Genomic DNA, 25,563 nt, shown 5'->3' on the forward strand with positions numbered 1-25,563 from the left:
AGCGCCGCCCGTGAAATTCGCCGTCTGGCCCAGCATGAACGACCCCTGGGCCGAAACCCTCGCCATCGCCCGCCACGCCGAAGCCACCGGCTGGGACGGCGTCTACTACGCCGACCACTTCATGCCGAACGATGCCGACGTCTCCGCCCCCGTCGGCGAATGCTGGACCACCCTCGCTGCCCTCGCCGCAGCCGTCCCCCGCATCCGGATCGGCCCGCTCGTCACTGGCAACACCTACCGCCACCCTGCCGTCCTCGCCAAGATGGCCGCCACCGTCGACATCATCAGCGGCGGCCGCCTCGTCCTCGGCCTCGGCGCCGGCTGGCAGGAGAACGAACACCGCGCCTACGGCATCGAATTCTCAACCGTCGGCGGCCGCCTCTCCCGCCTCGAAGAAGCCTGCCACGTCATCACCAGCCTCTTCGCCAATCGCCGCACCACCTTCGCCGGCCGCTACTACCAGCTCACCGATGCCCCCCTCGAGCCGAAACCGGTCCAGTCCCCGGTCCCGCTCCTCATCGGCGGGGGCGGCGAACAGCGCACCCTCCGCATCGCGGCACGCTACGCAAACGAGTGGAACGCCTGGGGCACCCCGGAAGTCCTCGCCCGCAAAGGCCAAATCCTCGACCGCTACTGCGAAGAGCTCGGCCGCGACCCCCGCACCATCCGCCGTTCCGCACAGGCGCTCCTTGTCATGACCGACGACCGGTCGCTCATAGAACGCGTCCGCGCCTCCGGGCGCCCCGTCCTCGGCGGGACAGGCCCCGAACTCCGGGCGCTCGTCGAGCAGTACGCCGAAGCCGGAGTCAACGAACTCATCATCCCCGGCTTCACCATCGGCCGTACCCTTGACGAGAAGCTCGCCACGCTCGACCGCTTCAACGAAGAGGTCATCACGCGCGTGAGCAGGGAGTAACCCCAATGCGAACGCTCGCTGCCATGCCCCTCCGCCTCATTCGCCGCCTTGTGCGCGTCGCCATCATCACGCTCGTGCTGGTCGGCCTCTACGCCGTCCTCGATGCGCTCCTGCTCCCCGGCGAACCCCGCGGTCGGCCGGCCGCCTGAGACTTACTCGTCGCCCCGGCCTTCCCGCTGCTCCCGGAGGAACCGCTCGATATCGAGCACGAGGTCCTCCCCTCGCGGCAGCTGGGGCGCCTCGAGCCTCGCCTCTTCGTAGCTCGCCTCGAGCCGCCGCACGTACTCCTGCGCTTCCGGGTTCGCCTGCAGCGCTCCCTCCACCTCGGCCACGAACCGCTGCGCAGCGGCATCCATCTCGGCAAGGTCGAACTCCACCTCGAGCAGCCCCGAAATGCGGCGCAACAGCGCCGCCGTCGCTGCCGGGTTCTGGCTCGCCGTCAGGTAGTGCGGCACGTTCGCCCAGAGGCTCGCGCCCGGCAGCCCCGCATCCCGCAGCGCCGTGTGCAGCACCCCCACGATGCCCGTCGGCCCCTCGTACCGCGACGGCTGCAGCCCCAGCCGCTCACCGACCGCCGGGTCGAAGGCGCTCCCCGTCACCCGCACCGGCCGCGTGTGCGGCACATCCGCCAGCAGCGCCCCGAGCGACACCACGAGATCCGTCCGCATCCACGTGGCCAGCTCCACCAGCTCCCCGGCATACGTCCGCCACTTCAGGTTCGGCTCCGTGCCGATGAACACCAGCACATCGTGCGGCCCCATCGGGTTCCGCGCGTAGTACAGGTCGTTCGCCGGCCAGATCACCTCACGCTCCCCCCGCACCGTCAGCCGCACCTGCGGACGCACCTCGCGGAAGTCGAAAAACGGCTCCGGGTCGAAGCTCCCAAACTTCCGGGCGCCGAACCGCCGCACCACGAACCGCGCAGCATTCGTCGCCGCCGAAGCAGCGTCGTTCCACCCCGCGAACGCGCAGATGAACACCGGCGAGCGCAGCTCCGGCAGATTCTCCAGCCGCAGGTACTCCATGCCCCCAGCATACACCCCGCCCCGTCACGCGCGGCTCCCTGCCTGCTACCATCCGAACAAATGGTCGGCACCGCCACTATCCTCCACGTCGACCTCGACGCCTTCTTCGTCGCCATGGAGCTCCTCCGCCGTCCGGAGCTCCGGGGAAAACCGGTCGTGGTCGGCTACCTCGGGCCCCGCGGCGTCGTCAGCACCGCCAGCTACGAGGCCCGCCGCTACGGCATCCGCTCCGCCATGCCCACCCTCCGCGCGCGCGAACTCTGTCCTTCCGCCGTCTTCCTCCCGCCCGATTTCTCGTGGTACGCACCCGCCTCGAAGACCTTCCACGCTATCCTTCGCAGCTATACCCCCGTCGTCGAATCGGTCAGCGTCGACGAAGCCTACCTCGATGTCGCCGGCTCCGAGCAGCTCTTCGGCACCCCCGTCGAAATCGCCGAAGCCATCCGGCGCCGCGTCCGCGACGAAATCGGCATCACCGCCTCGGTCGGCATCGCCGCGAACCGCCTCGTCGCGAAAGTGGCCAGCGACGCCGCCAAGCCGGACGGCCTGCTCCGCGTCCCGCCCGGCGAGGAGGCGGCCTTCCTCGCGCCCCGCCCCGTCCGCGACCTCCCCGGCATCGGGCGCCGCACGGCCGCGGTCCTCGAACGGCTCGGCGTCGCCACCATCGGCGACCTCGCCGCCCTGCCCGAGTCGGTCCTCGTCGCGAAGTTCGGCCGCCACGGCGCCGACCTCCGCCGGCGCGCCCTCGGCATCGCCGATGGACCCGTCGTCGCCCTCCGCCCCGACCGCCGCTCCATCTCCCGCGAACACACCTTCGGCCGCGACGAGCCCTCCGCCGACGTGCTCCGCGCCACCCTGCTCCGCCAGGCCGAGCGCGTCGCCGACGACCTCGCCCGCGAGCAGCGCGCCGCCCGCACCGTCGTGCTCAAGCTCCGCTTCCCGCCCTTCGAAACCCTCACGCGCTCCCACACACCCGGCCGGCAGCTCCTCTTCGCCGATGAGCTGTACAGCGAGGCCCTCCGCCTCTTCGAAGCCGCCTGGGCCGAGCACGCCCGCCGGCCGGTCCGCCTGATCGGCCTCGGCGTCACCGGCCTCACCGAGCGCGCCCGCCAGCTCGCCCTCGGCGAAACTGCCGCGCCGGCCGCCCTCCAGCGGGCCCTCATCGAGCTCCGCGACCGCTTCGGTGATACCGTCATCCGCCGTGCGGCCGAACTGCGCGAGCCCGCGCCCGGCGATGGCCCGGCGCCGCCCCCGCATTGACACCTTCCCGCGAATGGCGAAAGAATTGGCACGCTTTGGACAAGTTTGACGACCCCCTGCCCGAGCTCGAAACCGGCAGCAGCCGCTGGCTCACCCTCGGCGCGGCCAGCAAACTCCTCGGCGTTAGCGAATCCACCATCCGCCGCTGGGCCGATGCCGGGGAAATCCGTTCCTACCGGACGAGCGGCGGCCACCGCCGCATCCTGGCCGAAGACCTCAAACACATCGTCGCCAGCATGGCCCCCCAGCAGGCCGCCCGCGACCCCTCCCGCATCAGCGACCTCGCCACCGCCAGGGTCCGCCGTCGCCTCCATCCCCGCGGCCGCGCCGCCCACGCAGCGCCCGCCTTCGACCAGCTCAGCCCCGACGCCCTCGACCGGCTCCGCCTCCTTGGCCGCCAGGTCGTCGACCTCTTCTCCCGCATCATCGCCGGCGAGGCCAGGCGCGATCGGGCGATCGAAGATGCCCGCTCCATCGGCCGCGAGTACGGACGCACCCTCGTCAGCGAGCACATCAGCCTCACCACCGCTGTCGCCACCTTCAACGCGCTTCGCCGCTCCCTCGAAGAAACGGCCGCCCAGATCGCCACCGAGGCCGGCCTCTCCGCCGAGGAGGCCGTCGACGCCATCGAAAACGTCCTCTCCCTCGCCGATGTCATGCTCGAGGGCATGGCCTCCGTCTACGAAGCCCAGTCGCGCTGAGGACCTGGCGCCGCTGCCGCGCCTGGGCCTACCGCCCCTCCCAGGCTGCGTCGTTCAGCGCCATCAGCCCGCCCGAGACGAGCGAATGCCCGCCGAGCACCACCGGCACCGGCGCCTCCAGCGCCGCCTTCGTAAACCGCCGCAGCTCCGGCTCCGCCACCCGCTCCCACGCCCCCAGGTCGCTCTGGAACCGGTCCTCCCGCGAGGGCGTAATCCCGAGGTGCGCCTCGATCACCCGCGTATCGATCACCACCGCGTCCCCCAGCTCCGCCATCCGCTGGAAGAACCGCTCCGGCCCGACCTCCTCCAGCAGAAAGCCGAGCAGGCTCCGCGGCCGGTGCCCCTCCGGCGCCGTCGCCAGCCCCCGCTCCTCGCTGAACACCCGCACCCGGCACGCCGTCTCCCGCTCCAGGTACTGCCACGCCTGGCTTCCCACCCTCCCGGCGACCACCAGCTGCGCCGACCGGTCGCAAAGCAGCGGCATCACCGCCCGCAGCCGCTCCGTCAGCCCTGCCACCGGCACAGCCGCCGCCCGCAGCGCCGGCGGAACCCCCGGCGCCAGCCCCAGCACCGCCAGGTCCGTCGGCGTGTCCAGGTCGAACTGCGTCGCCGTGGTCCGCGGCAGCATCACCGGCGCTAGCTCCGCCTCGTCCCGCAGCCGCCGCGGCAGCAGATTGTCCCGCCCGAACGGGCCCAGCCGCCGGACCGCCTCGCCCGGCGTCCACCCCGTCAGGTCTGCCGAGTAGAAATTGTTCGTCACAAACCGGCCGTCGCGCGCCTGGAGCTGCTCCACCACCAGCGCGAACTCCTCCGCGCCGAGCAGCGGCACCGACCCCGACCCCATCACCGCCGGCCGCGCCAGCCCGTACCGCTCGATCAGCCGCACCAGCCGCTCCTGGTACACGAACGGCTCCCCTGCCGGGTCCGCATCGAGCAGCATCCCCGGTTCCGGCGGTTCGAACGCCCCGGGGTCGTCCGTCGCCACGATGACCGCCTCGAAGCCCGCTGCCAGCGCCGCCCGCGCCGTCTCCCGGGCCGCGGCCACCCGCGCCCGGGCCATCAGCCGCTCCGCCTCGCCCGTGCCCGTGCCCCCGTGAAAAATCACCAGCACCGGCTGCTCATAGCCCATGGCCCACAGCGTAGGACGCTCGCTGCTTCGCCGCGAATCGCGCCCCTTCCGCCGGCACGCGACAGCATCTGTCGCCGGGAGCTGCTATCCATAAGCCAGCGCGAACGTGAACGTCCCGTCAAAACCTTGCACACCTGACCATAATCGCTGGAACCGGTATGCTGACCTCTCTACCCTGCCCCCGGGATCGCACCGGGCGGGATTCCACCCCGCCGGGACCCGCCGGGCCATCCCGCAAACCCCGAGGTCATCATGAAGGTCGTCTTTTTCGAAGACGTTGAAGGCACCGCCCAGGCCGGCGAAGTCAAAGAAGTGCGGAACGGCTTCGCCCGCAACTTCCTCCTGCCCCGCGGCATCGCCGGCCCCACCACGAAGGAAAACCTCCGCCGCGCGAACGCCATCGCCCAGCGTGAGGCCCGCCGCCAAGAGAAGCTCGATAACGAGGCCCGCGCCATCGCCGCGAAGCTCGAAAACCTCGTCGTCAGCATCGAGGCCCGCGTCGGCGAAACCGGCCGCCTCTTCGGCTCCGTAACCAACCGCGATGTCGCCGCCGCCATCCAGGCGGCCGCCGGTGTCGAGCTCGAGCACCAGCAGGTCCTCCTCCCCGAGCCAATCCGCGAACTCGGCCAGCGGCCCGTCGAAATCAAGTTCACCCGGAACGTCAGCGTCACCGTCACCGTCGACGTCGTCCCGGACGCCGCCTCGAAGCCCGTGGTCGAAAAGCTGCAGGCCGCCCGCGCTGCCGAAGCGCCCGCCGCCGAACCCGCCGAATAACCGCGAAAGGAGGGCCGTAGGGACAGGACTCGCATCCCCGCCGCGCACGCCAGCGTCTCCCGCGTCCCTCCTTCACCCATGACCCTCGCACCCCTCGAACGCCTCCCTCCGCATGACATCGAGGCCGAGGAGGCCGTCATCGCCTCTCTCATGGTCGACCCCGATGCCATGCTCGCGGTCGTCAACATCCTCAAGCCTTCCGACTTCTTCCGCGAAAAGCACGGCTGGATCTACGACGCCTGCCTCGCCCTCTGGAACCGCGACGAAGTCATCAACCAGATCACCGTCGCCCACGAACTTGCCGTCCGCGACCAGCTCGAGGACGTCGGCGGCCAAACCTTCCTCGCCGACATCATCCGCCGCCTGCCCACCTCCATCGGCGTCGAGTTCTACGCCCGCATCGTCAAGCGCGATGCCACCTACCGCGGCCTCATCCACGCGGCGGCAGCCATCATGCAGATGGCCTACGAGGCCCCGGCCGAAATCGAAACCGTCTTCACCCGCGCCGAATCGCTCATCCAGCGCCTCCGCGGTGGCGAGTCCTTCCGCGATTTCGTCCACATCCGGCAGGTCCTCGATTCCTACCTCGAACAGGACCCCGCCGAAGCCGAGCGCCTCCAAATCTCCGCCATCCGCTCCGGCTTCACCGACCTCGATACCCTCCTCGGCGGCTTCAAGCGCTCCGACCTCGTCATCATCGGCGCCCGCCCCAGCGTCGGGAAATCCAGCTTCGCCCTCGGCATCGCCCGCAACGCCGCCATCCTCCAGAAGGCGAACGTCGCCGTCTTCTCCCTCGAAATGTCCGCCGAGCAGCTCGCCGTCCGCCTCCTCAGTGCAGAAGCCGGCGTCGAAAGCAACCGTCTCCGCCTCGGCCAGAACACCGAATTCGAAGAGCGGAAGGTCATCAACGCCGCATCCCGCCTCTCCGAAGCCAACATCTGGTTCGATGACTCGCCCTTCCTCACCGTCGCCGAGCTCCGCGCACGCGCCCGCCGCCTCGCCGGGCAGGCCGGCGGCCTGGACCTCATCATCATCGACTACCTCCAGCTCATGCAGGGCGAGTCCACCAGCTCCCGCGAAAACCGCGTGCAGGAGATCTCCTACATCTCCCGCACCCTCAAGAGCCTTGCCCGCGAGCTCGATGTCCCCATCATCGCCCTTGCCCAGCTCTCCCGCGCCATCGAAAACCGCCACCCCCGCATCCCGATGCTCTCCGACCTCCGAGACTCCGGCTCCATCGAACAGGACGCCGATATTGTCATCTTCCTCAGCCGCGAAGAGCTCTACGTCACCCCTGAGCAGTGGGCCCAGCAGCACCCCGACCTCCCCGAGTCCGCCTACCCCCGCGGCGTCGCACAGGTCATCGTCGCCAAGAACCGCCACGGCCCCATCGGCACCATCGAACTCCGCTTCCGCGCCCCCTTCGCACGCTTCGAAGACTGGGTCCTGAAGACCGATGACGACCTCCTCTGACCCCGACGCCTTCGCCGGCTTCCCGGGCATCGGCAAGGCCACCGCCATCCCCAACCTCTTCTTCGCCGCCGTCCTCCCCCGCATGGAGGCCCCCGGCGACCTCCTCGCCTTCCTCTGGGTCGCCCGCCTCACGCAGGAGCTGAAGGCCGAGCCCCGCTGCGTCGCCGCCGAAGCCATCTGGGCCCACGAGCCGGCCCGCCTCTCCTTCGAACGCCTCGCCGGCGGCCGCCCCGGCCTCGATACTGGCCTCCAGCGCTGCCTCGAACTCCGCGCGCTCCTCGCCCTTGAAGTGCGCGGCCCCGGCGGCCCCGAAGCCCTCTACTTCGTCAACACCCCCGCTGCCCGCCGGTCGATAGCCCGCGCCCTCGCCGGCGAACTCGAACTCCGGCCCGGCGCAGCTGTCGCCCCGCTCCGCGCCCGCGAAGAGCGCCCCGGCATCTTCCGCCTCTACGAAGAGCACATCGGCACCATCACCCCCCTCGTCGCCGAAAAGCTCGTTGAGGCCGAAGCCGCCTATCCCCCAGACTGGATTGAAGACGCCTTCCGCGAAGCCGCCGAACGCAACATCCGCAACTGGCGCTACATCCAGCGCATGCTCGAGACCTGGGCTCTGGAGGGCCGCCCCGATGAAACGACTGGACGAGATTCTCTCGAAGACGCGAAACGCCGCTTCCTCGGCGGACCCTTCGGCAGCATCGCCCGCTACCGCTGACTCCCCCGACCCCGAAGAGGAGGCCGCCTGCCCCATCTGCCGCGGCGCCGGCTTCGTCCGCCGCCCCTACCCCGTCGGCCATCCCCGCTTCGGCCGCGCCGAACCGTGCGACTGCGTCCTCGATGAAGCCGAAGACCAGCGCCGCGAACGGCTCACCCGCCTCAGCAACATCGGCGCCCTCGCCCGCTTCACCTTCGCCACCCTCAACCCCCGCGGCCGCACCGGCGCCGACGACGCCTTCGAAGCCGCCGTAGCCGCCGCCCGCGCCTACGCGGAGCGCCCCGAAGGCTGGCTCGTCCTCTCCGGGCCCTCCGGCACCGGCAAAACCCACCTCGCCGCAGCCCTCGCCAACCGCCGCATCGAACTCGGCCACCCCGTCCTCTTTATGGTCGTCGCCGACCTCCTCGACCACCTCCGCGCCGGCTACGACACCGATGACGAGGACCTCTCCTTCAACCGCGTCTTCGAACAGGTCCGCAACGCCCCGCTGCTCATCCTCGACGACCTCGATGGCGCGTCCGGAACGCCATGGGCCCGCGAGAAGCTGCTCCAGGTCATTAACCACCGCTTCAACCTCGCCCTGCCGACCGTCATCACCACGAGCACCCCGCCCGCCGCGCTTGACCCGCGCCTCGCCACCCGCCTCCTCGACCCTGCCCTCGCCCGCGTCATCACCCTCGGCCGCGGCCAGGCCGCAGGCTACTTCGAAATCGGCGGCATGAGCCGTGAGCGGCTCGCCGCCTGCCAGTTCCGCACCTTCGAGACCCGCGTCCCGGGCCTCCGCGAGGAAGAGCGCGCCTCCCTCGAAGCCGCCTTCGACGCCGCCCGCAGGTACGCCGAGGACCCCCAGGGCTGGCTCGTCTTTTGCGGCACCAACGGCTGCGGCAAGACCCACCTCGCCGGCGCCATCGCCAACCGCGCCCTCGAACGCGGCCAGTCGGTCGTCTTCGCCGTCGTCCCCGACCTCCTCGACCACCTCCGCGCCTCCTTCGCACCCGGCCGCGAACTCCCCTACGACGAACTCTTCGAACGCGTCCGCACCGCCGACCTCCTCGTCCTCGACGACTTCGGCGCCCAGGCCGCCACCCCCTGGGCCCAGGAAAAGCTCTACCAGGTCGTGAACTACCGCCACGTCGCCGGCCTGCCGACCGTTGTCACCTCCGACCGCTCCCTCGAGGAGCTCCAGGCCGTCAATCCCCGAATCGTCGCCCGCATCGCCGACCCCCGCGCCGGCGCCATCATTGTCATCCTCGCCCCACACTACCACCTCGGCCGCGGCGCAGGCGGCCCGCCCCGTCCCTCCCGGCGCACGCGGTAACGCTCCAGCCGTTACGATGCATCCGTGACCTGGAAGCGCGGGCTCGCGATCTTCGCCGCTGGCGTGCTCCTGCTCCTCGTCGGCCTCGCCGTCTTCCTCGCCCGCGAAGCCGAGCGCATCTCCGTGACCACACCGCCTTCCGCTGAGCCGCTCGCCCGCCCGGCCGCACTGGACGGCCCCGATGCGCCCCCCGCCGACCCCTCGCCCTCCGCCGTGCACCGGGGCATCCGCTTCACCGTCCTCCGGGTTGCCGACCCTGAACCGCCGGGGCTCTACCCGGTCAAGACCGGGCTCCGCCGCGTCGGCATCCTCCTCCGCCTCGAACCTGTCGAGCCCGGCGCCGCCTACAGCGTCGCCTCCATCCGGCTCCGCGGCAGCGACGGCGTCCGCTACGGCTGGGCGCTCACGAACCAGGAGCCCGCCCTGCACACGGGCACCCTCGCAGCCGGCGATGCCGTCAATGGCTGGGTCGCCTTCGACCTCCCTCCCGGCGTCCAACCGGCAGCCCTCGAGTACGGCACCGCTGCCCGCTCCGAGCCGCTCCTCACCCTGCCCTGAGCCCCGGGATATCCAGCCCGCGCTGCTGCGCCCACGCCCGCAGCGCAGCCTCCGTGCTGTCGAACGCCAGCTCGTCCCACGGGATCGCCTCCGGCGCGAACCACCGCACCTCGCTCGTCTCGTGGCCCGGCGCCCCTTCGCCCAGCGCCCGCCCCTCGTACACGATCACCACAATCCCGGGCCCGGTCCGCGTGAACACCCCGACCAGCCGCAGGTCCGCCACCTCCAGGTGCGCCTCCTCCAGCGTCTCCCGCATCGCCGCCTCCTCGGCCGTCTCCCCGAGGTCCATGTAGCCGCCGGGGAACACCCAGGTCCCGCTCCGCGGCTCGATCGTCCGCCGCACCAGCAGCAGCCGGCCGTCCTCCCGTACCGGGATGATGCCCACCACCGGCCGCGGGTTCAGGTAGTGCACGAACCCGCAATCGAGGCAGACCATCCGCCGCTTCGTATCCCCTTCCGGGATCGCCGTCGTCAGCCGCTGCCCGCAGTGCATGCAGTACCGGCTGAAGGCATGCGGGTGGCTCGTCATGGGCGCATGCTCGCCGGCGCCTGCTGCATCCCCAGCGATTCCGGCCCTTCGATCCATTCCTCCCCGTCCTCCCAGACTTCCTTCTTCCACACCGGCACCCGCTTCTTCACCTCGTTCACGACCCACAGCCCCGCCTCGTACGACTCCCGCCGGTGCCCGCAGCTCACCGCGACCACCAGGCTCGTCTCCCCGATTTCCAGCCGCCCCGTCCGGTGCAGGATCGCGCAGCCCTCCAGCCCGAACCGCGCCTTCGCCTCCTCCGCGATCGCCCGCATCTCCTTCTCCGCCATCGACGGGTAGGCGTCGTACACCAGGTGCGAGACTGCGCGCCCCAGGTTGGTGTTCCGCACCACCCCGAGGAAGACGTTGATCGCCCCGGCCGCCGGCGAGGCCACCGCCCGCGCAGCCTCGTCCGCCGAAAGCGGCTCCTCCGTCACCCGGATCAGCATCGTCAACCTCCCGAAACCGGCGGGATCAGCGCGAGCGTCGCACCGGCCCGCACCGGCGCATCCTCCCGCGCGTACTCCTCGTCCAGCGCATACATCAGCGTCGGCACGGCCGCGGCCAGCTGCGGATATCGCGCCACCACCCGGTCGCGCACGTCCCGCACCAGCTCCCCCTCGCCGACCTCGACCTCGAGCCGCCGGGTCCCGGCCCGTTCCGCCAGCGAAGCAAAGAGCAGCACCGTGACCGAACCCATGCCCCCATTGTAGCCCCGCCCGGTGCCGGCGGTTGCTATCCTCCCCGCGATGCGTCCCCGCACCCTGCTCGACCGCGCCGTCGACCTCCTCTTTCCCCTCCGCTGCGCCGGCTGCGGCGCCTTCGATACCGCCCTCTGCCCCGCCTGCGAAGCCCGCCTCGAGCCTGCCGTCGGTCCCGGCCGCTGCGGCAACTGCTCCGCCGCCTGGGACGGAGCCGATTTTTGCCCCCGCTGCTTCGGCTGGCGCGAACTCGCCGGCGTCCGCTCCGTCTACGAACACGCCGGCGCCGCGCGCGCCCTCGTCCACCGCCTCAAATACCAGCGCTACCGCGCCCTCGCTCCTTTGATGGCCGCCCGCGTGGCCCCGCTTGCCGCGTCTCTCCCCGTCGACGGCTGGGTCGCCGTTCCCCTCCACCGGAGCCGCGAGCGCGACCGCGGCTTCAACCAGGCCGAACTCCTCCTCCGCCATGCCGGCCTCCCGCCCGCCCCGGCCCGCCTGCGCCGCGTCCGCAACACCGGCAGCCAGGTGCGCCGCACGGCCGCCGCCCGCGCCGCAGCCCTGGCCGGCGCCTTCGCCGCCGAAGGCCCGCCCCTCGATGGTCTCGTCGTCGGCCTGATCGACGATGTCATCACCTCCGGCGCCACAGCCCGCGAATGCGCCCGCGCCCTCCTCGACCACGGCGCCTGCCGGGTCTGGGCCGTCAGCTTCACCCGCGCCAGCCTCGACCTCTCGGCCCCGGAGGCCCCGATCGACGACTGACCCGCCGCGCCGCCGGGAAAGCGCGCACCCCCCGGCTTTACCTGCCGCCCGCCTACAATACGGGCACCCTGTAGCCCCGGAGCCTGCCGTGCCGCCCGGCGCATCCGCCCTCCCGCCTGCCGCCGCCCTCGCCGCCGATACCCTCGCCCGCGTCCGCGCCGAGGTCCACCGCGTCATCATCGGCCAGGACCGCCTCATCGACCGCCTCCTCATCGGCCTCCTCTGCAACGGCCACATCCTCGTCGAGGGCGTCCCCGGCCTCGCCAAGTCCCTCACCGTCTCCACCCTCGCCCGCGCCCTTGACCTTCACGCCGTCCGCATCCAGTTCACTCCCGACCTCCTCCCCGCCGACCTCGTCGGCACCGAGGTCTTCAACGCCCGCGATGGCCAGTTCACCATCCGCAAGGGCCCCATCTTCGCCAACTTCGTCCTCGCCGACGAAATCAACCGCGCCCCCGCCAAGGTCCAGTCCGCCCTCCTCGAAGCGATGCAGGAGCGCCAGGTCACCATCGGCGGCCAGACCTTCCCGCTCGATGACCCCTTCCTCGTCATCACCACCCAGAATCCGATCGAGCAGGAAGGCACCTACCCCCTGCCCGAGGCCCAGCTCGACCGCTTCCTCCTCAAGGTCCGCGTCGACTACCCCTCCCGCGCCGAGGAGCGGCAGGTCCTCGAACTCAGCCTCGCCCCGGAGCCGCCCCGCGTCGGCGTCGTCGCCTCCCGCCAGTCCATCCTCGATGCCCGCGCCGCCGTCCACGAGGTCGCCCTTGACGACGCCATCCGCGACTACATCACCCAGCTCGTCGCGGCCACCCGGCGCCCCGCCGACTACCGCCTCCCCGACCTCCAGCCACTCATCGCCTTCGGCGCCTCCCCGCGCGCCTCGATCAGCCTCGCCCTCGCCGCACGCGCCCACGCGTTCCTCCACGGCCGCGGCTACACCACGCCCGATGACGTCAAAGCGGTCGCCCACGAGGCACTCCGCCATCGCATCATCACCACCTACGAAGCCGACGCCCGCGAGCTGACGCCCGACGACCTCATCGACCGCCTGCTCGAAGGCGTCGACGTGCCCTGAACGTTCCCTGCCGGGGGTCGCATGCTCCGTCTCCCCATCCCCTTCCCCCGCACCGCTCCTTCCCGGGCAGCCCCCGCGCTCGATGACCCCCTCACCCCCGCGCTCCTCGCCCGCGTCCGCGCCATCGAGCTGCGCGCCCGCCGCCTCGTCAACACCCTCTTCCTCGGCGAATACCACGCCGTCTTCCGCGGCCGCGGCCTCGAGTTCGATGAACTCCGCCCCTACGTCCCCGGCGACGACGTCCGCGCCCTCGACTGGAACGCCTACGCCCGCACCGGCGAGCCGTTCATCCGCCGCTACCGCGAAGACCGCGACCTCACCGTCATCTTCGTCGTCGATGTCTCCGCCTCCCAGTTCGCCGGCGCCGCGCCCGTCGCAAAAAGCGCCCTCGCCGCCGAAATCGCCGCCGTCCTCGCCCTCGCTGCCGTCCGCAACAAGGACCGCGTCGGCCTCCTCCTCTTCGCCGGCCGCCCCCAGCGCTACGTCCGCCCTGCTGGCGGCGCAACCCACGTCCTCCGCGTCATCCGCGAAATCCTCCGCGCCCGCCCGGCGCATCCCGGTACCGACCTCGCCGCCGCGCTCCAGTACCTCGTCGGCGTACAGCGCCGCCGCGCCACCGTCTTCCTCATCTCCGACTTCCTCGCTCCGGTCGAACCGGCCCGCCTCCGCGCCGCGGCCAGCCGCCACGACCTGATCGCCGTCACCGTCCGCGACCCCGTCGACGAAGCCCTCCCCGATGCCGGAGTCGTCACCGTGGCCGACGCCGAAACCGGCGCCGTGCTCGAGCTCGACACCTGCGACCCGGCCGTGCGCGAGGCCTACGCCCGCCGCGTCCGCGAACTCGACGCCGACCGCGCTGCCCTCTTCGGCCAGCTCGGCATCGACGAAATCCGCGCCGTCGCCGGCGAGGACTACGTCCCCGCCCTCCTCCGCTTCTTCCGCCGCCGGGGGGCCGCCGCATGATGCGCCGCGCTCTCCCGGCTGCCCTGCTCGGCGTGCTTGCGGTCCTCGCCGCCGCCCTCGCGGGTCCCGGCGCCCGGGCCCAGCCCGCCCCCGTGCCGGAGGTGACGGTCCAGCCGGCCAGCGCCCGCATCGGCGACCACCTCCGCCTGGCGGTCCGCATCGTCCTTCCCCCGGGCAGGCAGCCGGAGCTCGCCCCCGGCACCGCGGGCTGGGGCGCCGTCGAACTGGTGCGTCTCGAACCTCCGCGCCAGCTCCGCACCACGTCCGCCGGCACCGAGTGGCTGCTCGAAGCCGTCGTCGCCCCGTTCGCCCTCGGCGACCTCCCCTTCTCCCCGACCATCGCCGTCGCTGCCGGCGCCGAGCTCTCGACGCTCGAACCCCCTCCGGTCACCATCGCCGTCCTCCCCACCCTCCTCCCGGATGCCCCGCTCGAACTCACCCCGCTCCCGCCCCCGGCTGCCATTGCCGGCGCCGAATCCCCGCTCCTCCGCCCCGCGCTGGCTGCCGCCGCAGTTGCAGCCGCGGCAGTCGTTCTGCTCGGCGCCGCCATGCTCATCCGGCGGCTGGCGCGCCGCCCCGCCCGGCCCGTGCCGGCTCCGCCCCCGCCCGCCGAACCCGCCCTCCCCGGCCTGCTCCTCGCCGAATCCGCCATCGATACCGACCCCGTCGCCGCCTACCGCGCTCTCGCCGCCACGGTCCGCGCCGAGCTTGCCCGCCGCTTCGCCATCCCCGCCACCGCCCTCACCGCCGCCGAGCTCCGCGCCCGCCTCGAAGCCTCCGGCGCCGACCGCTGGGTCGCCCGCCTCGCCGGCGGCCTCCTCGAGGAGTGCGACGCCGTCGTCTACGCAGGCTACCGTCCCGCACCCGAGCGCCGCCGCGCCGACCTCGCCATGGCCTACGAACTCATCGGAGGGCCGCAGTGAACGGCCTCGAATTCGCCGCCCCCGCGGGGCTCGCCCTCGCCCTCCTCGCCATCCCGCTCGCGTGGGCCGTCCGTCGCCCCCGCCCGGCCGTGCCCGTCGCTGCCATCCCGCCGCTCGCCGGGGCCCGCCCGGGCTGGCGCCTCCGTTTCGCACGCGCCCTGCCGGCGCTGCGCGTGCTCGCCGTCGTCCTCCTCGCCATCGCTGTCGCCGGGCCCCGCCGTGGCGACGCCCGCACGCTCGTCCCGGGCGAAGGCATCGACATTGTCCTCTCCCTCGACCTCTCCAGCTCCATGCTCGCGAGCTTCGGCGATTCCACCCGCCTCGCCGTAACCAAAGACGTCGTGCGCGAGTTCATCCGCTCCCGCGAGAACGACCGCGTCGGCCTCGTCGTCTTCCAGCAGGACGCCCTCCCCCTCTCCCCGCCGTCCACCGACTACGCCGCCCTCGACCGCATGGTCGCCGACCTCGACTCCGGCCTCCTCCCCGATGGCACGGGCATCGGCGTCGGCCTCGCCGCCGCCCTCTCCATGCTGCAGGAATCCACCGCCGCCAGCCGCGTCGTCATCCTCCTCACCGACGGCGAACACAACGCCCCATCCATCCGGCCTGAGGCTGCCGCAGCACTCGCCGCCGCGCTCAAGGTGCGCGTCTATACCATCGGCGTCGTGAGCCCCTCGCCCATCGACCGCGGTCGCGAAATCGACGAACGCCTGCTCCGGGAAATCGCCGCCCAGACCGGCGGCCGCTACTTCGCCGCCAGCGACCCCGGCCAGCTCGCCGACGTCTACGACGAAATCTCCTCCCTCGAACGCTCCCGCATCACCCGCGAATCCTTCGACGACTACGACTACTTCGCCCCCTGGTTCGCCGGCGCTGGGGCCGCGCTCCTCGCCCTCGAACTCCTCCTCGCCGGCACCCTCCTCCGGAGGCTCCCCGCATGAGCGGCATCACCTTCGCCCACCCCTGGGCGCTTCTCCTCCTGCCCCTCCCCTTCCTCGCGCTCGCGGCCTGGGCCTTCGGCATGGCCCGCGGGCGGCGCCGCGCCCGCCGCCTCTCCCGCTTCCTCCCCTCCCGCCCCTCTATCACCGCCGCGGTGCTCTACAGCCTCGCTGCTGCCCTGGCCATCGTCGCCGCCGCCCAGCCGCGCTGGGGCACCCGCGTCTCCCAGGTTCCCCGCACCGGCGCCGACCTCGTCATCGTCATGGACATCTCCCGCAGCATGGACGTCCCCGACGTCGAACCCTCCCGCCTCGCTGCCGCAAAGGCTGCCGCGGTCCAGTCCATCGACCGTCTCGCCGGGGACCGCATCGGCCTCGTCATCTTTGCCGGCAGCGCCCGCATCCGCTTCCCCCTCACAACCGACGCCGCTGCTGCCGCCCGCGTCGTCGAATCGCTCGAAACCGGCGTCGTCCTCGTCGAAGGCGGCACCGACGTTGCCCGCGGCCTCGAACTCGCCCTCGACCTCCTCGCCGACGACTCCTCCGCCGGCCGCCTCGTGCTGCTCCTCACCGACGGCGACAACCTCGGCGGCGACGTCGCTGCCGTCGCCGAACGCTTCCGCGCCGCCGGCGTCGAGCTGCTCGTCGCCGGGGTCGGCACCCCCGAGGGCGGCATCGTCCCTGCCGTCGACCCCATCACCGGCCGCGTCGGTCCCCGGCGTGATGCCGCCGGCCAGCCCATCGTCTCCCGCCTCGATGAGCCGTTCCTCCGCGCGCTCGCAGTTGCCGCGGGCGGCCGCTACCTCGGCACCAATCTCGCCGTCGTCCCCGGCGTCGTCGAGGGCCGCATCCGCGCCCTTGAGCGCACCCGCCTCGACGAGCGCACCACGACCCTCCCTGTCGAGCGGTTCCAGCTCTTCGCCGGCGCTGCCCTCGCCGTCGTCATCCTCGGCACCCTCGTAGAACGGTTCCGGCCGCGGCGCGCCGTCCTCCTCGCGCCCGCCGCCGCGCCGCTCCTCCTGCTCCTCCTTGCCGGCTGCGCCTCCCCGGCCTACGAAGCGAACGAACGCGGCCGCGCCGCGCTCGAAGCCGGCGACGCCGAAGCCGCCATCGAGGCCTTCCTCCAGGCCCAGGTCGAGCGCCCGAACGACCCGGCCATCGCCCTCAACCTCGCCGCCGCCTACCACGCCGCCGGCCGTTACGAAGACGCCATCCGCACCGCCCGGCGCGCCCTCGAATCGAACGACCCGGAAATCCGTCGGCGCGCCTTCGCCAGCATCGGCCACCACCAGTTCGAAGCCGGCCGCCTCCCCGAAGCCCTCTCCGCCTTCCGCGATGCCCTGCTCCTCGACCCCGCCGACGACGCGTCCCGCCACGACTTCGAGGTCGTCCTCCGCCTGCTCTATCCGCCGTCGCCCGCCCCCTCGCCTTCGCCCCCCGCCACGCCTTCGGCCTCGCCGTCGCCGTCGCCCGGGCAGTCGCCGTCCCCCGCTCCGGATGGCGCACCCGGCACGCCGGCCCCCTCCGCCGATGGCACCCCCGTGCCGGGCCAGGGCACGCCGGGACCCGGCCAGACCGGCCAAACGCCGCAGCCCGGCGCCACGCCCCAGCCGACGCCGGGCGGTGGCGGCACGCCGGTCCCGGGGTCCGGCGGCACGCCGGGCCCGACCATCGCCGAACTCAACCGCCGCATCGAGGCCATCGACCGCCAGGTCCGCGAACTCCTCCTCGAAGCCGGCGAGCAGCCGACCCCCGCCCAGGCCCTCCGCATCCTCGAACTCCTCGCCGAGCGCAGCCGCCTCGCCCAGCAGCGCGACGCCCTCGCCGGCCGGCCCGGCACCGACTACTGACGTTCGGCCGCCTTGTCTCCGCCATTCGGCCGCTCCCCGCAGGCCCGCCGTCGGTGACCATCGCTACCGCCGGGACCGGCCGGCGGTGGCGTACACTCATCCCATGCGCGCTGTTTTCGTCATGATCAAAACCGACCCCGGCCACACCACCGCCGTCGCCAACCGCGTCGCCGAAGTGCCCTCCTTCTCCGAGTGCTACAGCATCACCGGCCAGTACGACCTCCTGGCCAAGCTCTACGTCGACGACATCGACAGCATCGGCCGCGTCATCGAACGCGACATCCACGCCATCCCCCACGTCCGCGAAACCTACACCATCCTCACCTTCGAAGCCTTCGGAGTGCGCTGACCCGTGACCTTCGCCGGCTGGACGCTCGACCCGCTCTGGCTCCCGGCCGCCATCCTCGCCCTCGCGGCCTATGCCCGCGCATGGCGGGCCGCCGCCGGCGCCCACCCCCGCTGGCGCGCAGCCGCCTTTGCCGCCGGAGTCGCAGTCGTCCTCGCCGCCGCGGTGACCCCCATCGAGCACCTCGGCAACCGGGTCCTCTGGATCAACTTCCTCGGCTTCCTCCTGCTCACCATGGTCGCGCCGCCCCTCCTGCTCCTCGGCGCGCCCCTCACCCTCGCCTTCCGCGTCGCCTCGCCCGCCGGCCGTCGCCGCCTCCGCGCCCTCTACCGGAGCCGGCTCGCCGCCGTCCTCACCTTCCCCGTCTTCACCTGGCTCCTCTTCGCCGTCGTCACCTACCTCTGGCAGTTCACCCGCCTAACTGACCTCGCCGCCGAACACCCGCTCCTGCGCGAACTCCAGCTCGCCTCGCTCCTCCTCACCGGCCTCCTCTTCTGGATACCCGCCCTCGCCATCGACCCGGCCCGCTGGCGCCTCCCCTACCCCCTCCGCGCCCTCTACGTCTTCGTCGAAATGACCCACAAGGCGCTCTTCGGCGGCATGTTCCTGAGCATGAACACCGCCATGCACAGCGGCTTCGCCGCCCGCGCCCCCGGCTGGGCCCCCGACCCGATCACCGACCAGCGCATCGCCATCATGATCCTCTGGCTCGCCGGCAACCTCCTCTTCGTCGCCGTCCTCGCCGCCATCATCGTCGGCTGGATCCGCTACGAGGCGCGCAACCAGCGCCGGGTCGACCGCCGCCTCGCCCTCCAGCGCGACGCCGAGCGCCGCCGCCGGGCAGCCCTCGAACAGGTCTTCCACCGCCCCGTCTGAGCGGCGCGGCCTACCGGAAGTTCCCGAACTTCAGCTCGATCCCCCAGTCCTGCGCCTTCACGTCGCGGATCACCTGCTGCAGCTCATCCCGGCTCGGCGAACTCACCCGCACCGCATCGCCCTGGATCTGCGCCTGCGCCTTCTTGTACTTCTGCTCCTTGATGAACTTCACAATCTTCCGCGCAATCTCCTGCTCAATCCCCTGGACGATCGTCACCTCCTGCCGCAGCGTCCCGCCCGAGGCCTTCTGCGGCGTCCCCCGCACCAGGTTCTTGAGCGGCACATTCCGCGCCACCATCCGCTGCGCCACCACCTGCCACATCGCCTCCAGCTTGTAGTCGTCCTGCGCGTGCAGCACGAACCGGTTCGTCCCGTGCTCGTAGTCGATCTCGGCGACCACCCCCTTGAAGTCGAACCGTGTACCGATCTCCTTCCGTGCCTGGTTGATCGCATTCGCGACTTCCTGCAGGTCCGCGCCCGTCGTGATGTCGAAACTCTCGTCCTTCGCCATGCCCCCGAGCGTACCCTGCCCGCCGCGCGAAACGCATCCCGCCCCCTCCCGCGCCCCTCCCCCGTTCGTGTACAGTACGTGCGACACCTTTGGCCAGCCGGCCAAAACCCGCCCCTACCGGAGTCCGCCATGCACGTCGACCCCGAACGCGCCCGCCAGCTTCGCGCCGAATACGACGAGGCCGTCCTGCGCGAAGGCAAAGAGCTCGCCGGTCCCTTCATGACCGTCTCCGGCCGGCCCATTAACCGCGTCTACGACCCGACCGATACGGCGGACCTCGACTACGAACGCGATATCAACCTCCCTGGCAACTACCCCTTCACCCGCGGAATCCACCGCACCGGCTACCGCGGCAAGCCCTGGACCATCCGCATGTTCAGCGGCTTCGGCTCCGTCGAAGAGACCAACCAGCGGTACAAAGACCTGCTCGCCGCCGGCAACAACGGCCTCTCCATCGCCTTCGATATGCCCACCCTCATGGGCTACGACCACGACGACCCCTGGGCCGAAGGCGAATTCGGCGCCTGCGGCGTCGCTGTCGACCACCTCGGCGACATGGAGCTCCTCCTCGAGGGCATCCCCCTCGACAAAATCACCACCTCCATGACCATCAACAGCCCGGCGCCCGTTGTCTGGGCCCTCTTCATCGCCGCCGCCGAAAAACGCGGCATCCCCCGCGCGAAGCTTGCCGGCACCCTCCAGAACGACATCCTCAAGGAATACATCGCCCAGAACGAGTTCATCTATCCCCCGGCCGAATCGATGCGTCTCGTCACCGACACCATCGAGTTCGCATCGAAAGAGATGCCGCTCTGGAACCCCATCTCCGTCTCCGGCTACCACATCCGCGAAGCCGGCGCCACGGCCGCCCAGGAGCTCGCCTTCACCCTCGCCGACGGCATCGAGTACGTGAAGTGGGCCCTCGCCCGCGGCCTCGAGATCGACAGCTTCGCGCCCCGCATCTCCTTCTTCTTCAACGCCCACAACGACTTCTTCGAGGAAATCGCCAAGTACCGCGCCGCACGCCGCATCTGGGCCCGCCAGATGCGCGAGCGCTTCGGCGCAAAGAACCCCCGCTCCTGGGTCCTCCGCTTCCATACCCAGACCGCCGGCGTCTCCCTCACCGAACAGCAGCCCGAGGTCAACCTCATCCGTGTCGCCATTCAGGCCCTCGCAGCCGTCCTCGGCGGCACCCAATCGCTCCACACCGACGCCATGGACGAGGCGATCGCCCTCCCCTCCGACAAGGCCGCCCGCCTCGCCGTCCGCACCCAGCAGGTCATCCTCCACGAGACCGGCGTCATCAACACCGTCGACCCGCTCGGCGGCTCCTGGTTCGTCGAACGGCTCACCGCCGACATCGAACGCGACGCCCTCGACTACATCGAGAAAATCGAAGCCCTCGGCGGCGTCATCCCCGCCATCGAGTCCGGCTATCTCCAGAAGGAGATTGCTGACGCCTCCGCCCGCTTCCAGCGCGAAGTCGACACCCGCGACCGGATCATCGTCGGCGTCAACGAGTACGTCCTCGACGAACCGAAAGAGATCCCCATCCTCCGCATGGACCCCGAGGGCGAAAAGCGCCATCTCGCCCGCCTGAAGAAGCACCGCGCCGAGCGCGACCCCGAGCGCTGGGCCGCCGCCATGCAGGCCCTCGAAAACGCCAGCCGCGACCCGAAGGCGAACACTATGCCCTACATCCTCGACGCCGTGAACGCCGGGGCAACCGTCGGCGAGGTCTGCAACATGTGGCGGCGCGTCTTCGGTGAATACCGGGAGCACGTCGTGGTGTAACCTTTCCGGTCGATGCCCCGCACCCACATCGCCCGCCGCACGAGCGTCTTCAGCGAGTCCGTCATCCGCGAGATGACCCGCCTCGCCATGCTCCACGGCGCGATGAACCTCGCCCAGGGCTATCCCGACTTCCCGGCCCCCGCCTTCATCAAGCAGGCCGCCGTCGACGCTATCAACGCCGACATCAACCAGTACGCCATCACCTGGGGCGCGCCCCGCCTCCGGCGCGCCATCGCCGACAAGACCTGCCGCTTCTACGGCCTCGAGGTCGACCCCGACCGCGAGGTCACCGTCACCTGCGGCGCCACCGAGGCGATGATGTGCGCCATGCTCGCCGTCGTCGAGGAGGGCGACGAGGTCATCGTCTTCGAGCCCGTCTACGAAAACTACGTGCCCGATGCCGCCATGTCCGGCGCGCGCCTCGTCTTCGTCACCCTCCGCGGCGAAGGCTTTTCCTTCGACCCCGGCGAGCTCCGCCGGGCTTTCTCGCCGCGCACCCGCGCCATCATCGTCAACACGCCGAATAACCCCAGCGGCAAGGTCTTCACCCGGGCCGAGCTCCAGCAGATCGCTGCCCTCTGCCAGGAGTTCGACACCCTCTGCATCACCGACGAAATCTACGAGCGCATCCTCTACGACGGCCGCGAGCACATCCCCATGGCCACGCTCCCGGGCATGTACGAGCGGACCATCACCATCAGCGGCCTCTCCAAGACCTTCTCCGTCACCGGCTGGCGGCTCGGCTACCTGGTCGCCCCGCCGCACCTCACCGATGCGCTCCGCAAGGTGCACGACTTCCTCACCGTCGGCGCCCCCGCTCCGCTCCAGGAGGCTGCCGCCGTCGCCATCGAACAGGCCGATGCCTACTACCCCGAACTCCGCGAGATGTACGCCGCCAAGCGCGCCATCCTCCTCGAGGCCCTCCGCGCGGCCGGCTTCGCCTGCCACCAGCCCGAAGGCGCCTACTACATCATGGCCGACTTCTCCGCCCTCGGGTTCGACGGCGACGACACCGCCTTCGCCCACCATCTCATCCGCGACATCGGCGTCGCCCCCGTCCCCGGCTCCAGCTTCTACCGCCCCGGCAGCGACGCCGGCAGCCGGATGGTCCGCTTCACGTTCTCCAAGTCCGACGAAACGCTCCGCGAAGCTGCCCGCCGGCTCGCCAGCCGCTAGCCCTACGGCATCAGCACCACCGGCACGTGCACGATCTTCGTGTCCGAACCGTCTTTCGCGCTCTGCTGGTAGATGCGCAGGCACCCCGGCGTCGGCGCCGAAACCGAGAACGTCAGCTGCACGCTGAACGGCGAAAGCATCTGCCCCGCCTGGGACATCCCCACCACGTGCGCGAGCTGGTTCTGCTGCGCATCGAGCAGCTGCGCCTGGAAAGTCGCCTCGAACGCCTCGACCATCCCCGTCACCGTGAGCGGGCTCGTCACACTCGCGTTCGGGGCCGGCTGTGTCACGACGGCGACGGTCGCCGGGGCCGGGTCCGGGTTCGGCGGGCACACCCCGGTCAGCGCGGGCGTCGGGCTGGGTGCCGGCGCCGTCGGCGAGGACTGGGCCTGGCCGGTTGGCGCGGCGGTCGCCGTTCCGGCCGCCGGCGGAGCCGGCTCGTCCTTCTCGCTGCAGCCGCCCAGCAGAACAGCGCCCAGCGCTGCCGCAGCTGCAATCGACATCCGCGCGATATGGTGCCAGGTCATTGTCAGCCTCCCGGGGGCGCCGCCCGGCGCCGGTCCTGTTCCTGTATGGAGGACCGGTACGTCCCCGCCCATCTTACGCCCGCGGGCCCGGCGTCGCCGACCTGCTTCGGGGTTAGATGCCGAACGCCATCCCCTGCGCGCCTTTGATCGCGTTCACCTCGCCCAGGTGCATGAAGCTGTGCGTCATCACCACCTGCCGCAGCACCTTCCACTTCGGCATCTCGCCCAGCGGCCGAATCGGCTGAATCGCCTCCAGGTCCTCGAGCGGGACGTTTTTGATGAACTCCAGCGTCACCTCTTTGACGCGCTGGTTGTACTCCCGCAGCGGCGCCACCTGCACCTGCAGCTTCCGCGCATCCTCCAGCGGCATCCCCGTCCCCTGCCCCACCGGCGGCAGGCCGAGCCGCTCCGCAAACCCCTCCGACATCCACACGGTCGGCTTCCGCCCCTGCAGGACGAAATTGACGATATCGTCCTGCGTGCGGAGCGCGTGCCACGCATTGAACCCGATGCTCACCGTGTTGCCCGGCAGCAGCCAGTTCGCCTGCTCGTCGGTCAGGTTCTTCAGCGCGTCGTCCCACCAGCTGTTCACCTGCTCGATCCCATCGATCAGCAGTTCACGAATCCCGGTCATCCAGTCCTCCATGGGTCACAGTCGTTGCGAGTGCCCCGGGAGTCTATACCGGCCTGTAAGTTTCTTCAAACAACGGAATGGGGCAGCCGCAGGTCCTCCGGCGTCAGCAGCCGCCGCTCCCCCCGCCGTGCCAGGTCCGCATGCCGCACCAGCGCATACAGCGCCTCCATCCGCGGCGCCGCAACCCCGAGTTCGCGCGCCCGGCGCACCGGGTTCCCGAGGATCGCCTCCGCCTCCAGCGGCCGCCCCAGCACGTAGTCGATCACCATGCTCGTCCGGTAGTCCTCCATCGCCTCCGTCTGGGCGAACATCCGCCGCACCACGTCCTCCTCGTCCAGCCGCGCCTCGCTCCCCGCTGCCGCGAGGTCGGCATTGCCCACCCGCACCACCTCCCGCATCGCACCCTCGGCGAAGGCGCGCAGCTCCCGGTCGTCGAGAATCGACCGCGTGCCGATGCCGCCGCCCGCCACGCTCAGCCCGTTGAACGGCACATTCCAGCAGAGCTTCTCCCAGCGTGCGTACCGCAGGTTCGGCGCGATGACCGTCTCGATGCCCGCCCCCCGGAACAGCTCCGCAAGCAGCGCGGTCTCCGCCGGGTCGTCTTCGAGGTGCCCCACCGACACGCGCCCGTACTCGAGGTGGTGGATGACGCCCGGCTCGCCCCGGTTGATGCAGACAAACGCCATCGCCCCGAAGATCCGCCGCGCCGGGAACCGCTCCGCCAGCCGCTGCTCGTTCCCCAGCCCGTTCATCAGCGCCACGATCCGCGTCTCCGGCCCGGCGCACGGCGCAATCAGGTCCGCCGCCTCGTCGATCGCCGTCGCCTTCAGCGCGCAAATTACCCAGTCGGCCGTCCCCAGTTCGGCCGGGTCGCGGAACGCCTGGACGTCCGGGAGGGCGAAATCCCCGTCCTTGCTGAAGACGCGCAGTCCCCGCTCCTTCCACGCAGCGTAGTCGCTCCGCACGAGGAACCGCACGTCGTGCCCCGCCAGCGCCAGCCGCCCGCCGTAATAGCCGCCGACCGCGCCCGCGCCGATGACCGCTATCCGCGCCACGCCCGAAGGATACCCGAGCCCGCGCCCGTGCGGCAGGCCCGCGCCGCTGGCTCAGTCCGCCAGCTCGTGGAGCGCCGCCCGCACCTCTGCCGCCCGCTCGATCGCCTCCTCCGGCGTCGTCTGCGTCGTAATCAGGTTCACGTGCCGGGCGCCCCGCTCCACGAATGCCCAGATGAACTCCGCCACCTCACGCGCAGTTCCGAACGGCGTGTACCGCTCGAACCGCTCGAACGGCAGCCGGTAGGTCGCCTCCATCCCCCGCGCCACCAGTTCCCGGGCCGCCGCCCGGTCCGCCGCCACGCTCGTCCAGAACTGCATCCCGCCCTCAACCGCGCCCGGGTCGCGCCCAGCCTCCTGCGCAAAGGCCCCCACCCGCTCCATCGCCTCCCCGAACCGCTCCGGCGTCAGCCAGATGCCGGTGTACCCGTCGCCCAGCCGGCCCGCCCGCCGCAGCGCCGCCTCGCTCCTCCCGCCCACGAAGATCGGCACCGGCCGGAACGGCTTCGGGTACACCGTCACCTCCTCTAGTGTGAAGTGCCGCCCCCGGAAGGTCACCCCGTCCTCCGTCCACAGCCGCCGCAAGATGGCGATCGCCTCGTTCGCCCGCGCGCCGCGCGTCCGCGGGTCCACCCCGCAGCTCCAGAACTCGTGCGGATCCTCGCCGCCCACCCCGATCCCCAGCGTGAACCGCCCCATGCTCAGCTGGTCGAGCTGCGCCACCTGCAGCGCCACCGGCACCGGGTGCCGCAGCGGCAGCAGGTACACCGCCGTCTTCAGGTCGATCCGCTCCGTTACCGCCGCCGCCGCTGTCAGCGTCACCAGCCCGTCGTTCCCGAAGCCGTAGAACGTCACGTGGTCGCCCGCCACCAGCCCGTCGATGCCGAGCGCCTCCGCCCGCCGGGCTGCATCGAGCACCATCCCGCCCGTCGTTCCCGTGCGGATATCCCACCCGCGCAGCATCACCGAAACGTGCGGCGCCTTCATGGCCCCACATCATAGGCCGCCCGGCGCTTTCCGCGTTCACCCGCATCTGGGAT

Annotated in this window: 29 protein-coding genes; 19 read left to right on the forward strand and 10 right to left on the reverse strand. The window is 71.4% G+C overall.

Annotated features, from left to right (window positions below):
* Positions 1-10 precede the first annotated feature (10 nt).
* Together Tbon_RS08925 and Tbon_RS13870 are read left to right on the forward strand one after the other, a co-directional pair.
* The gene (locus Tbon_RS08925; RefSeq protein WP_158067379.1) at positions 11-916 is read left to right on the forward strand and encodes a TIGR03560 family F420-dependent LLM class oxidoreductase; all 906 of its coding nucleotides are present in this window, start codon (positions 11-13) and stop codon (positions 914-916) included.
* A 5-nt stretch (positions 917-921) separates the two neighbouring features.
* Complete coding sequence (locus Tbon_RS13870) at positions 922-1,065, forward strand: hypothetical protein (RefSeq protein WP_192497865.1); 144 nt, start codon at positions 922-924, stop codon at positions 1,063-1,065.
* A 3-nt stretch (positions 1,066-1,068) separates the two neighbouring features.
* Here Tbon_RS13870 and Tbon_RS08930 read toward each other — a convergent pair whose 3' ends face one another.
* A complete protein-coding gene (locus Tbon_RS08930; RefSeq protein ID WP_158067380.1) occupies positions 1,069-1,941 on the reverse strand; it encodes a PAC2 family protein in 873 nt (290 codons plus the stop codon).
* A 60-nt stretch (positions 1,942-2,001) separates the two neighbouring features.
* Between Tbon_RS08930 and dinB the strand changes: the two genes are divergently transcribed.
* Together dinB and Tbon_RS08940 are read left to right on the forward strand one after the other, a co-directional pair.
* Positions 2,002-3,201: a DNA polymerase IV gene (dinB, locus tag Tbon_RS08935; RefSeq protein WP_158067381.1), complete on the forward strand. Its 1,200-nt coding sequence runs from the start codon at positions 2,002-2,004 to the stop codon at positions 3,199-3,201.
* A 35-nt stretch (positions 3,202-3,236) separates the two neighbouring features.
* Positions 3,237-3,902 (forward strand): MerR family transcriptional regulator, encoded by a 666-nt coding sequence (locus Tbon_RS08940; RefSeq protein ID WP_192497866.1) that lies wholly within the window; start codon positions 3,237-3,239, stop codon positions 3,900-3,902.
* A gap of 28 nt (positions 3,903-3,930) precedes the next feature.
* Here Tbon_RS08940 and Tbon_RS13875 read toward each other — a convergent pair whose 3' ends face one another.
* On the reverse strand, positions 3,931-5,031 hold the full coding sequence (locus Tbon_RS13875; protein ID WP_192497867.1) for a hypothetical protein: 1,101 nt from the start codon (positions 5,029-5,031) through the stop codon (positions 3,931-3,933).
* A 252-nt stretch (positions 5,032-5,283) separates the two neighbouring features.
* Between Tbon_RS13875 and rplI the strand changes: the two genes are divergently transcribed.
* From rplI to Tbon_RS08970, 5 genes are all read left to right on the forward strand, one after another.
* Positions 5,284-5,805: a 50S ribosomal protein L9 gene (gene rplI / locus Tbon_RS08950; protein ID WP_158067383.1), complete on the forward strand. Its 522-nt coding sequence runs from the start codon at positions 5,284-5,286 to the stop codon at positions 5,803-5,805.
* 78 nt (positions 5,806-5,883) lie between these two features.
* Complete coding sequence (gene dnaB / locus Tbon_RS08955; protein ID WP_158067384.1) at positions 5,884-7,278, forward strand: replicative DNA helicase; 1,395 nt, start codon at positions 5,884-5,886, stop codon at positions 7,276-7,278.
* On the forward strand, positions 7,262-7,990 hold the full coding sequence (locus tag Tbon_RS08960; protein ID WP_158067385.1) for a DnaD domain-containing protein: 729 nt from the start codon (positions 7,262-7,264) through the stop codon (positions 7,988-7,990). The genes dnaB and Tbon_RS08960 overlap by 17 nt, the downstream gene beginning before the upstream one ends.
* The gene (locus Tbon_RS08965; protein WP_158067386.1) at positions 7,905-9,308 is read left to right on the forward strand and encodes an ATP-binding protein; all 1,404 of its coding nucleotides are present in this window, start codon (positions 7,905-7,907) and stop codon (positions 9,306-9,308) included. The genes Tbon_RS08960 and Tbon_RS08965 overlap by 86 nt, the downstream gene beginning before the upstream one ends.
* A 24-nt stretch (positions 9,309-9,332) precedes the next feature.
* On the forward strand, positions 9,333-9,866 hold the full coding sequence (locus tag Tbon_RS08970) for a DUF4352 domain-containing protein (RefSeq protein WP_158067387.1): 534 nt from the start codon (positions 9,333-9,335) through the stop codon (positions 9,864-9,866).
* Here the strand turns inward: Tbon_RS08970 and Tbon_RS08975 are convergent.
* The 3 genes from Tbon_RS08975 to moaD are packed head-to-tail and all read right to left on the reverse strand — an operon-like array spanning position 9,853 to position 11,095.
* Positions 9,853-10,395, reverse strand: coding sequence for an NUDIX hydrolase (locus tag Tbon_RS08975; RefSeq protein ID WP_192497868.1), 543 nt, complete (start codon positions 10,393-10,395; stop codon positions 9,853-9,855). The genes Tbon_RS08970 and Tbon_RS08975 overlap by 14 nt on opposite strands.
* Positions 10,392-10,844: a molybdenum cofactor biosynthesis protein MoaE gene (locus Tbon_RS08980; RefSeq protein ID WP_158067389.1), complete on the reverse strand. Its 453-nt coding sequence runs from the start codon at positions 10,842-10,844 to the stop codon at positions 10,392-10,394. Before Tbon_RS08980 ends, Tbon_RS08975 begins: the two co-directional genes overlap by 4 nt.
* A 2-nt stretch (positions 10,845-10,846) precedes the next feature.
* Positions 10,847-11,095, reverse strand: coding sequence for a molybdopterin converting factor subunit 1 (gene moaD / locus Tbon_RS08985; protein WP_158067390.1), 249 nt, complete (start codon positions 11,093-11,095; stop codon positions 10,847-10,849).
* A 49-nt stretch (positions 11,096-11,144) separates the two neighbouring features.
* Here moaD and Tbon_RS14220 point away from each other — a divergent pair, with 49 nt between their 5' ends.
* From Tbon_RS14220 to Tbon_RS09020, 8 genes are all read left to right on the forward strand, one after another.
* Entirely contained in the window at positions 11,145-11,855 is a 711-nt protein-coding gene (locus Tbon_RS14220) for a ComF family protein (protein WP_225734587.1), read from the forward strand.
* An 88-nt stretch (positions 11,856-11,943) separates the two neighbouring features.
* On the forward strand, positions 11,944-12,933 hold the full coding sequence (locus tag Tbon_RS08990) for an AAA family ATPase (protein ID WP_225734588.1): 990 nt from the start codon (positions 11,944-11,946) through the stop codon (positions 12,931-12,933).
* 21 nt (positions 12,934-12,954) lie between these two features.
* Positions 12,955-13,896 (forward strand): DUF58 domain-containing protein, encoded by a 942-nt coding sequence (locus Tbon_RS08995; RefSeq protein ID WP_158067392.1) that lies wholly within the window; start codon positions 12,955-12,957, stop codon positions 13,894-13,896.
* Entirely contained in the window at positions 13,893-14,819 is a 927-nt protein-coding gene (locus Tbon_RS09000; protein ID WP_158067393.1) for a hypothetical protein, read from the forward strand. Before Tbon_RS08995 ends, Tbon_RS09000 begins: the two co-directional genes overlap by 4 nt.
* Positions 14,816-15,760 (forward strand): vWA domain-containing protein, encoded by a 945-nt coding sequence (locus Tbon_RS09005; protein WP_158067394.1) that lies wholly within the window; start codon positions 14,816-14,818, stop codon positions 15,758-15,760. The genes Tbon_RS09000 and Tbon_RS09005 overlap by 4 nt, the downstream gene beginning before the upstream one ends.
* Positions 15,757-17,607: a VWA domain-containing protein gene (locus tag Tbon_RS14405; RefSeq protein ID WP_192497869.1), complete on the forward strand. Its 1,851-nt coding sequence runs from the start codon at positions 15,757-15,759 to the stop codon at positions 17,605-17,607. The genes Tbon_RS09005 and Tbon_RS14405 overlap by 4 nt, the downstream gene beginning before the upstream one ends.
* A gap of 103 nt (positions 17,608-17,710) precedes the next feature.
* Positions 17,711-17,956 (forward strand): Lrp/AsnC family transcriptional regulator, encoded by a 246-nt coding sequence (locus Tbon_RS09015; protein ID WP_158067395.1) that lies wholly within the window; start codon positions 17,711-17,713, stop codon positions 17,954-17,956.
* A gap of 3 nt (positions 17,957-17,959) precedes the next feature.
* Positions 17,960-18,829 carry a cytochrome c oxidase assembly protein gene (locus Tbon_RS09020; protein ID WP_158067396.1) on the forward strand — a complete coding sequence of 290 codons (870 nt, stop codon included), beginning with the start codon at positions 17,960-17,962 and terminating at the stop codon, positions 18,827-18,829.
* A gap of 10 nt (positions 18,830-18,839) precedes the next feature.
* On the opposite strand, the gene Tbon_RS09025 is transcribed toward Tbon_RS09020, so the two are convergent.
* A complete protein-coding gene (locus Tbon_RS09025; protein WP_098502319.1) occupies positions 18,840-19,340 on the reverse strand; it encodes a YajQ family cyclic di-GMP-binding protein in 501 nt (166 codons plus the stop codon).
* Positions 19,341-19,469: 129 nt separating this feature from the next.
* Here Tbon_RS09025 and Tbon_RS09030 point away from each other — a divergent pair, with 129 nt between their 5' ends.
* Together Tbon_RS09030 and Tbon_RS09035 are read left to right on the forward strand one after the other, a co-directional pair.
* Positions 19,470-21,134, forward strand: a complete 1,665-nt coding sequence (locus tag Tbon_RS09030; protein ID WP_158067397.1) for an acyl-CoA mutase large subunit family protein — start codon at positions 19,470-19,472, stop codon at positions 21,132-21,134.
* Positions 21,135-21,146: 12 nt separating this feature from the next.
* Positions 21,147-22,310 carry a pyridoxal phosphate-dependent aminotransferase gene (locus tag Tbon_RS09035; protein ID WP_158067398.1) on the forward strand — a complete coding sequence of 388 codons (1,164 nt, stop codon included), beginning with the start codon at positions 21,147-21,149 and terminating at the stop codon, positions 22,308-22,310.
* Between the two features lie 2 nt (positions 22,311-22,312).
* On the opposite strand, the gene Tbon_RS09040 is transcribed toward Tbon_RS09035, so the two are convergent.
* From Tbon_RS09040 to Tbon_RS09055, 4 genes are all read right to left on the reverse strand, one after another.
* A complete protein-coding gene (locus Tbon_RS09040; RefSeq protein ID WP_192497870.1) occupies positions 22,313-22,837 on the reverse strand; it encodes a Gmad2 immunoglobulin-like domain-containing protein in 525 nt (174 codons plus the stop codon).
* A gap of 112 nt (positions 22,838-22,949) precedes the next feature.
* On the reverse strand, positions 22,950-23,471 hold the full coding sequence (locus tag Tbon_RS09045; protein WP_192497871.1) for a DinB family protein: 522 nt from the start codon (positions 23,469-23,471) through the stop codon (positions 22,950-22,952).
* A gap of 65 nt (positions 23,472-23,536) precedes the next feature.
* A complete protein-coding gene (locus tag Tbon_RS09050; RefSeq protein WP_192497872.1) occupies positions 23,537-24,526 on the reverse strand; it encodes a 2-dehydropantoate 2-reductase in 990 nt (329 codons plus the stop codon).
* Between the two features lie 51 nt (positions 24,527-24,577).
* The gene (locus tag Tbon_RS09055; RefSeq protein ID WP_158067402.1) at positions 24,578-25,510 is read right to left on the reverse strand and encodes an LLM class flavin-dependent oxidoreductase; all 933 of its coding nucleotides are present in this window, start codon (positions 25,508-25,510) and stop codon (positions 24,578-24,580) included.
* Positions 25,511-25,563 lie beyond the last annotated feature (53 nt).

Origin of the sequence: Tepidiforma bonchosmolovskayae, from assembly GCF_008838325.1 — a bacterium.
GTDB classification, from domain to species: domain Bacteria; phylum Chloroflexota; class Dehalococcoidia; order Tepidiformales; family Tepidiformaceae; genus Tepidiforma; species Tepidiforma bonchosmolovskayae.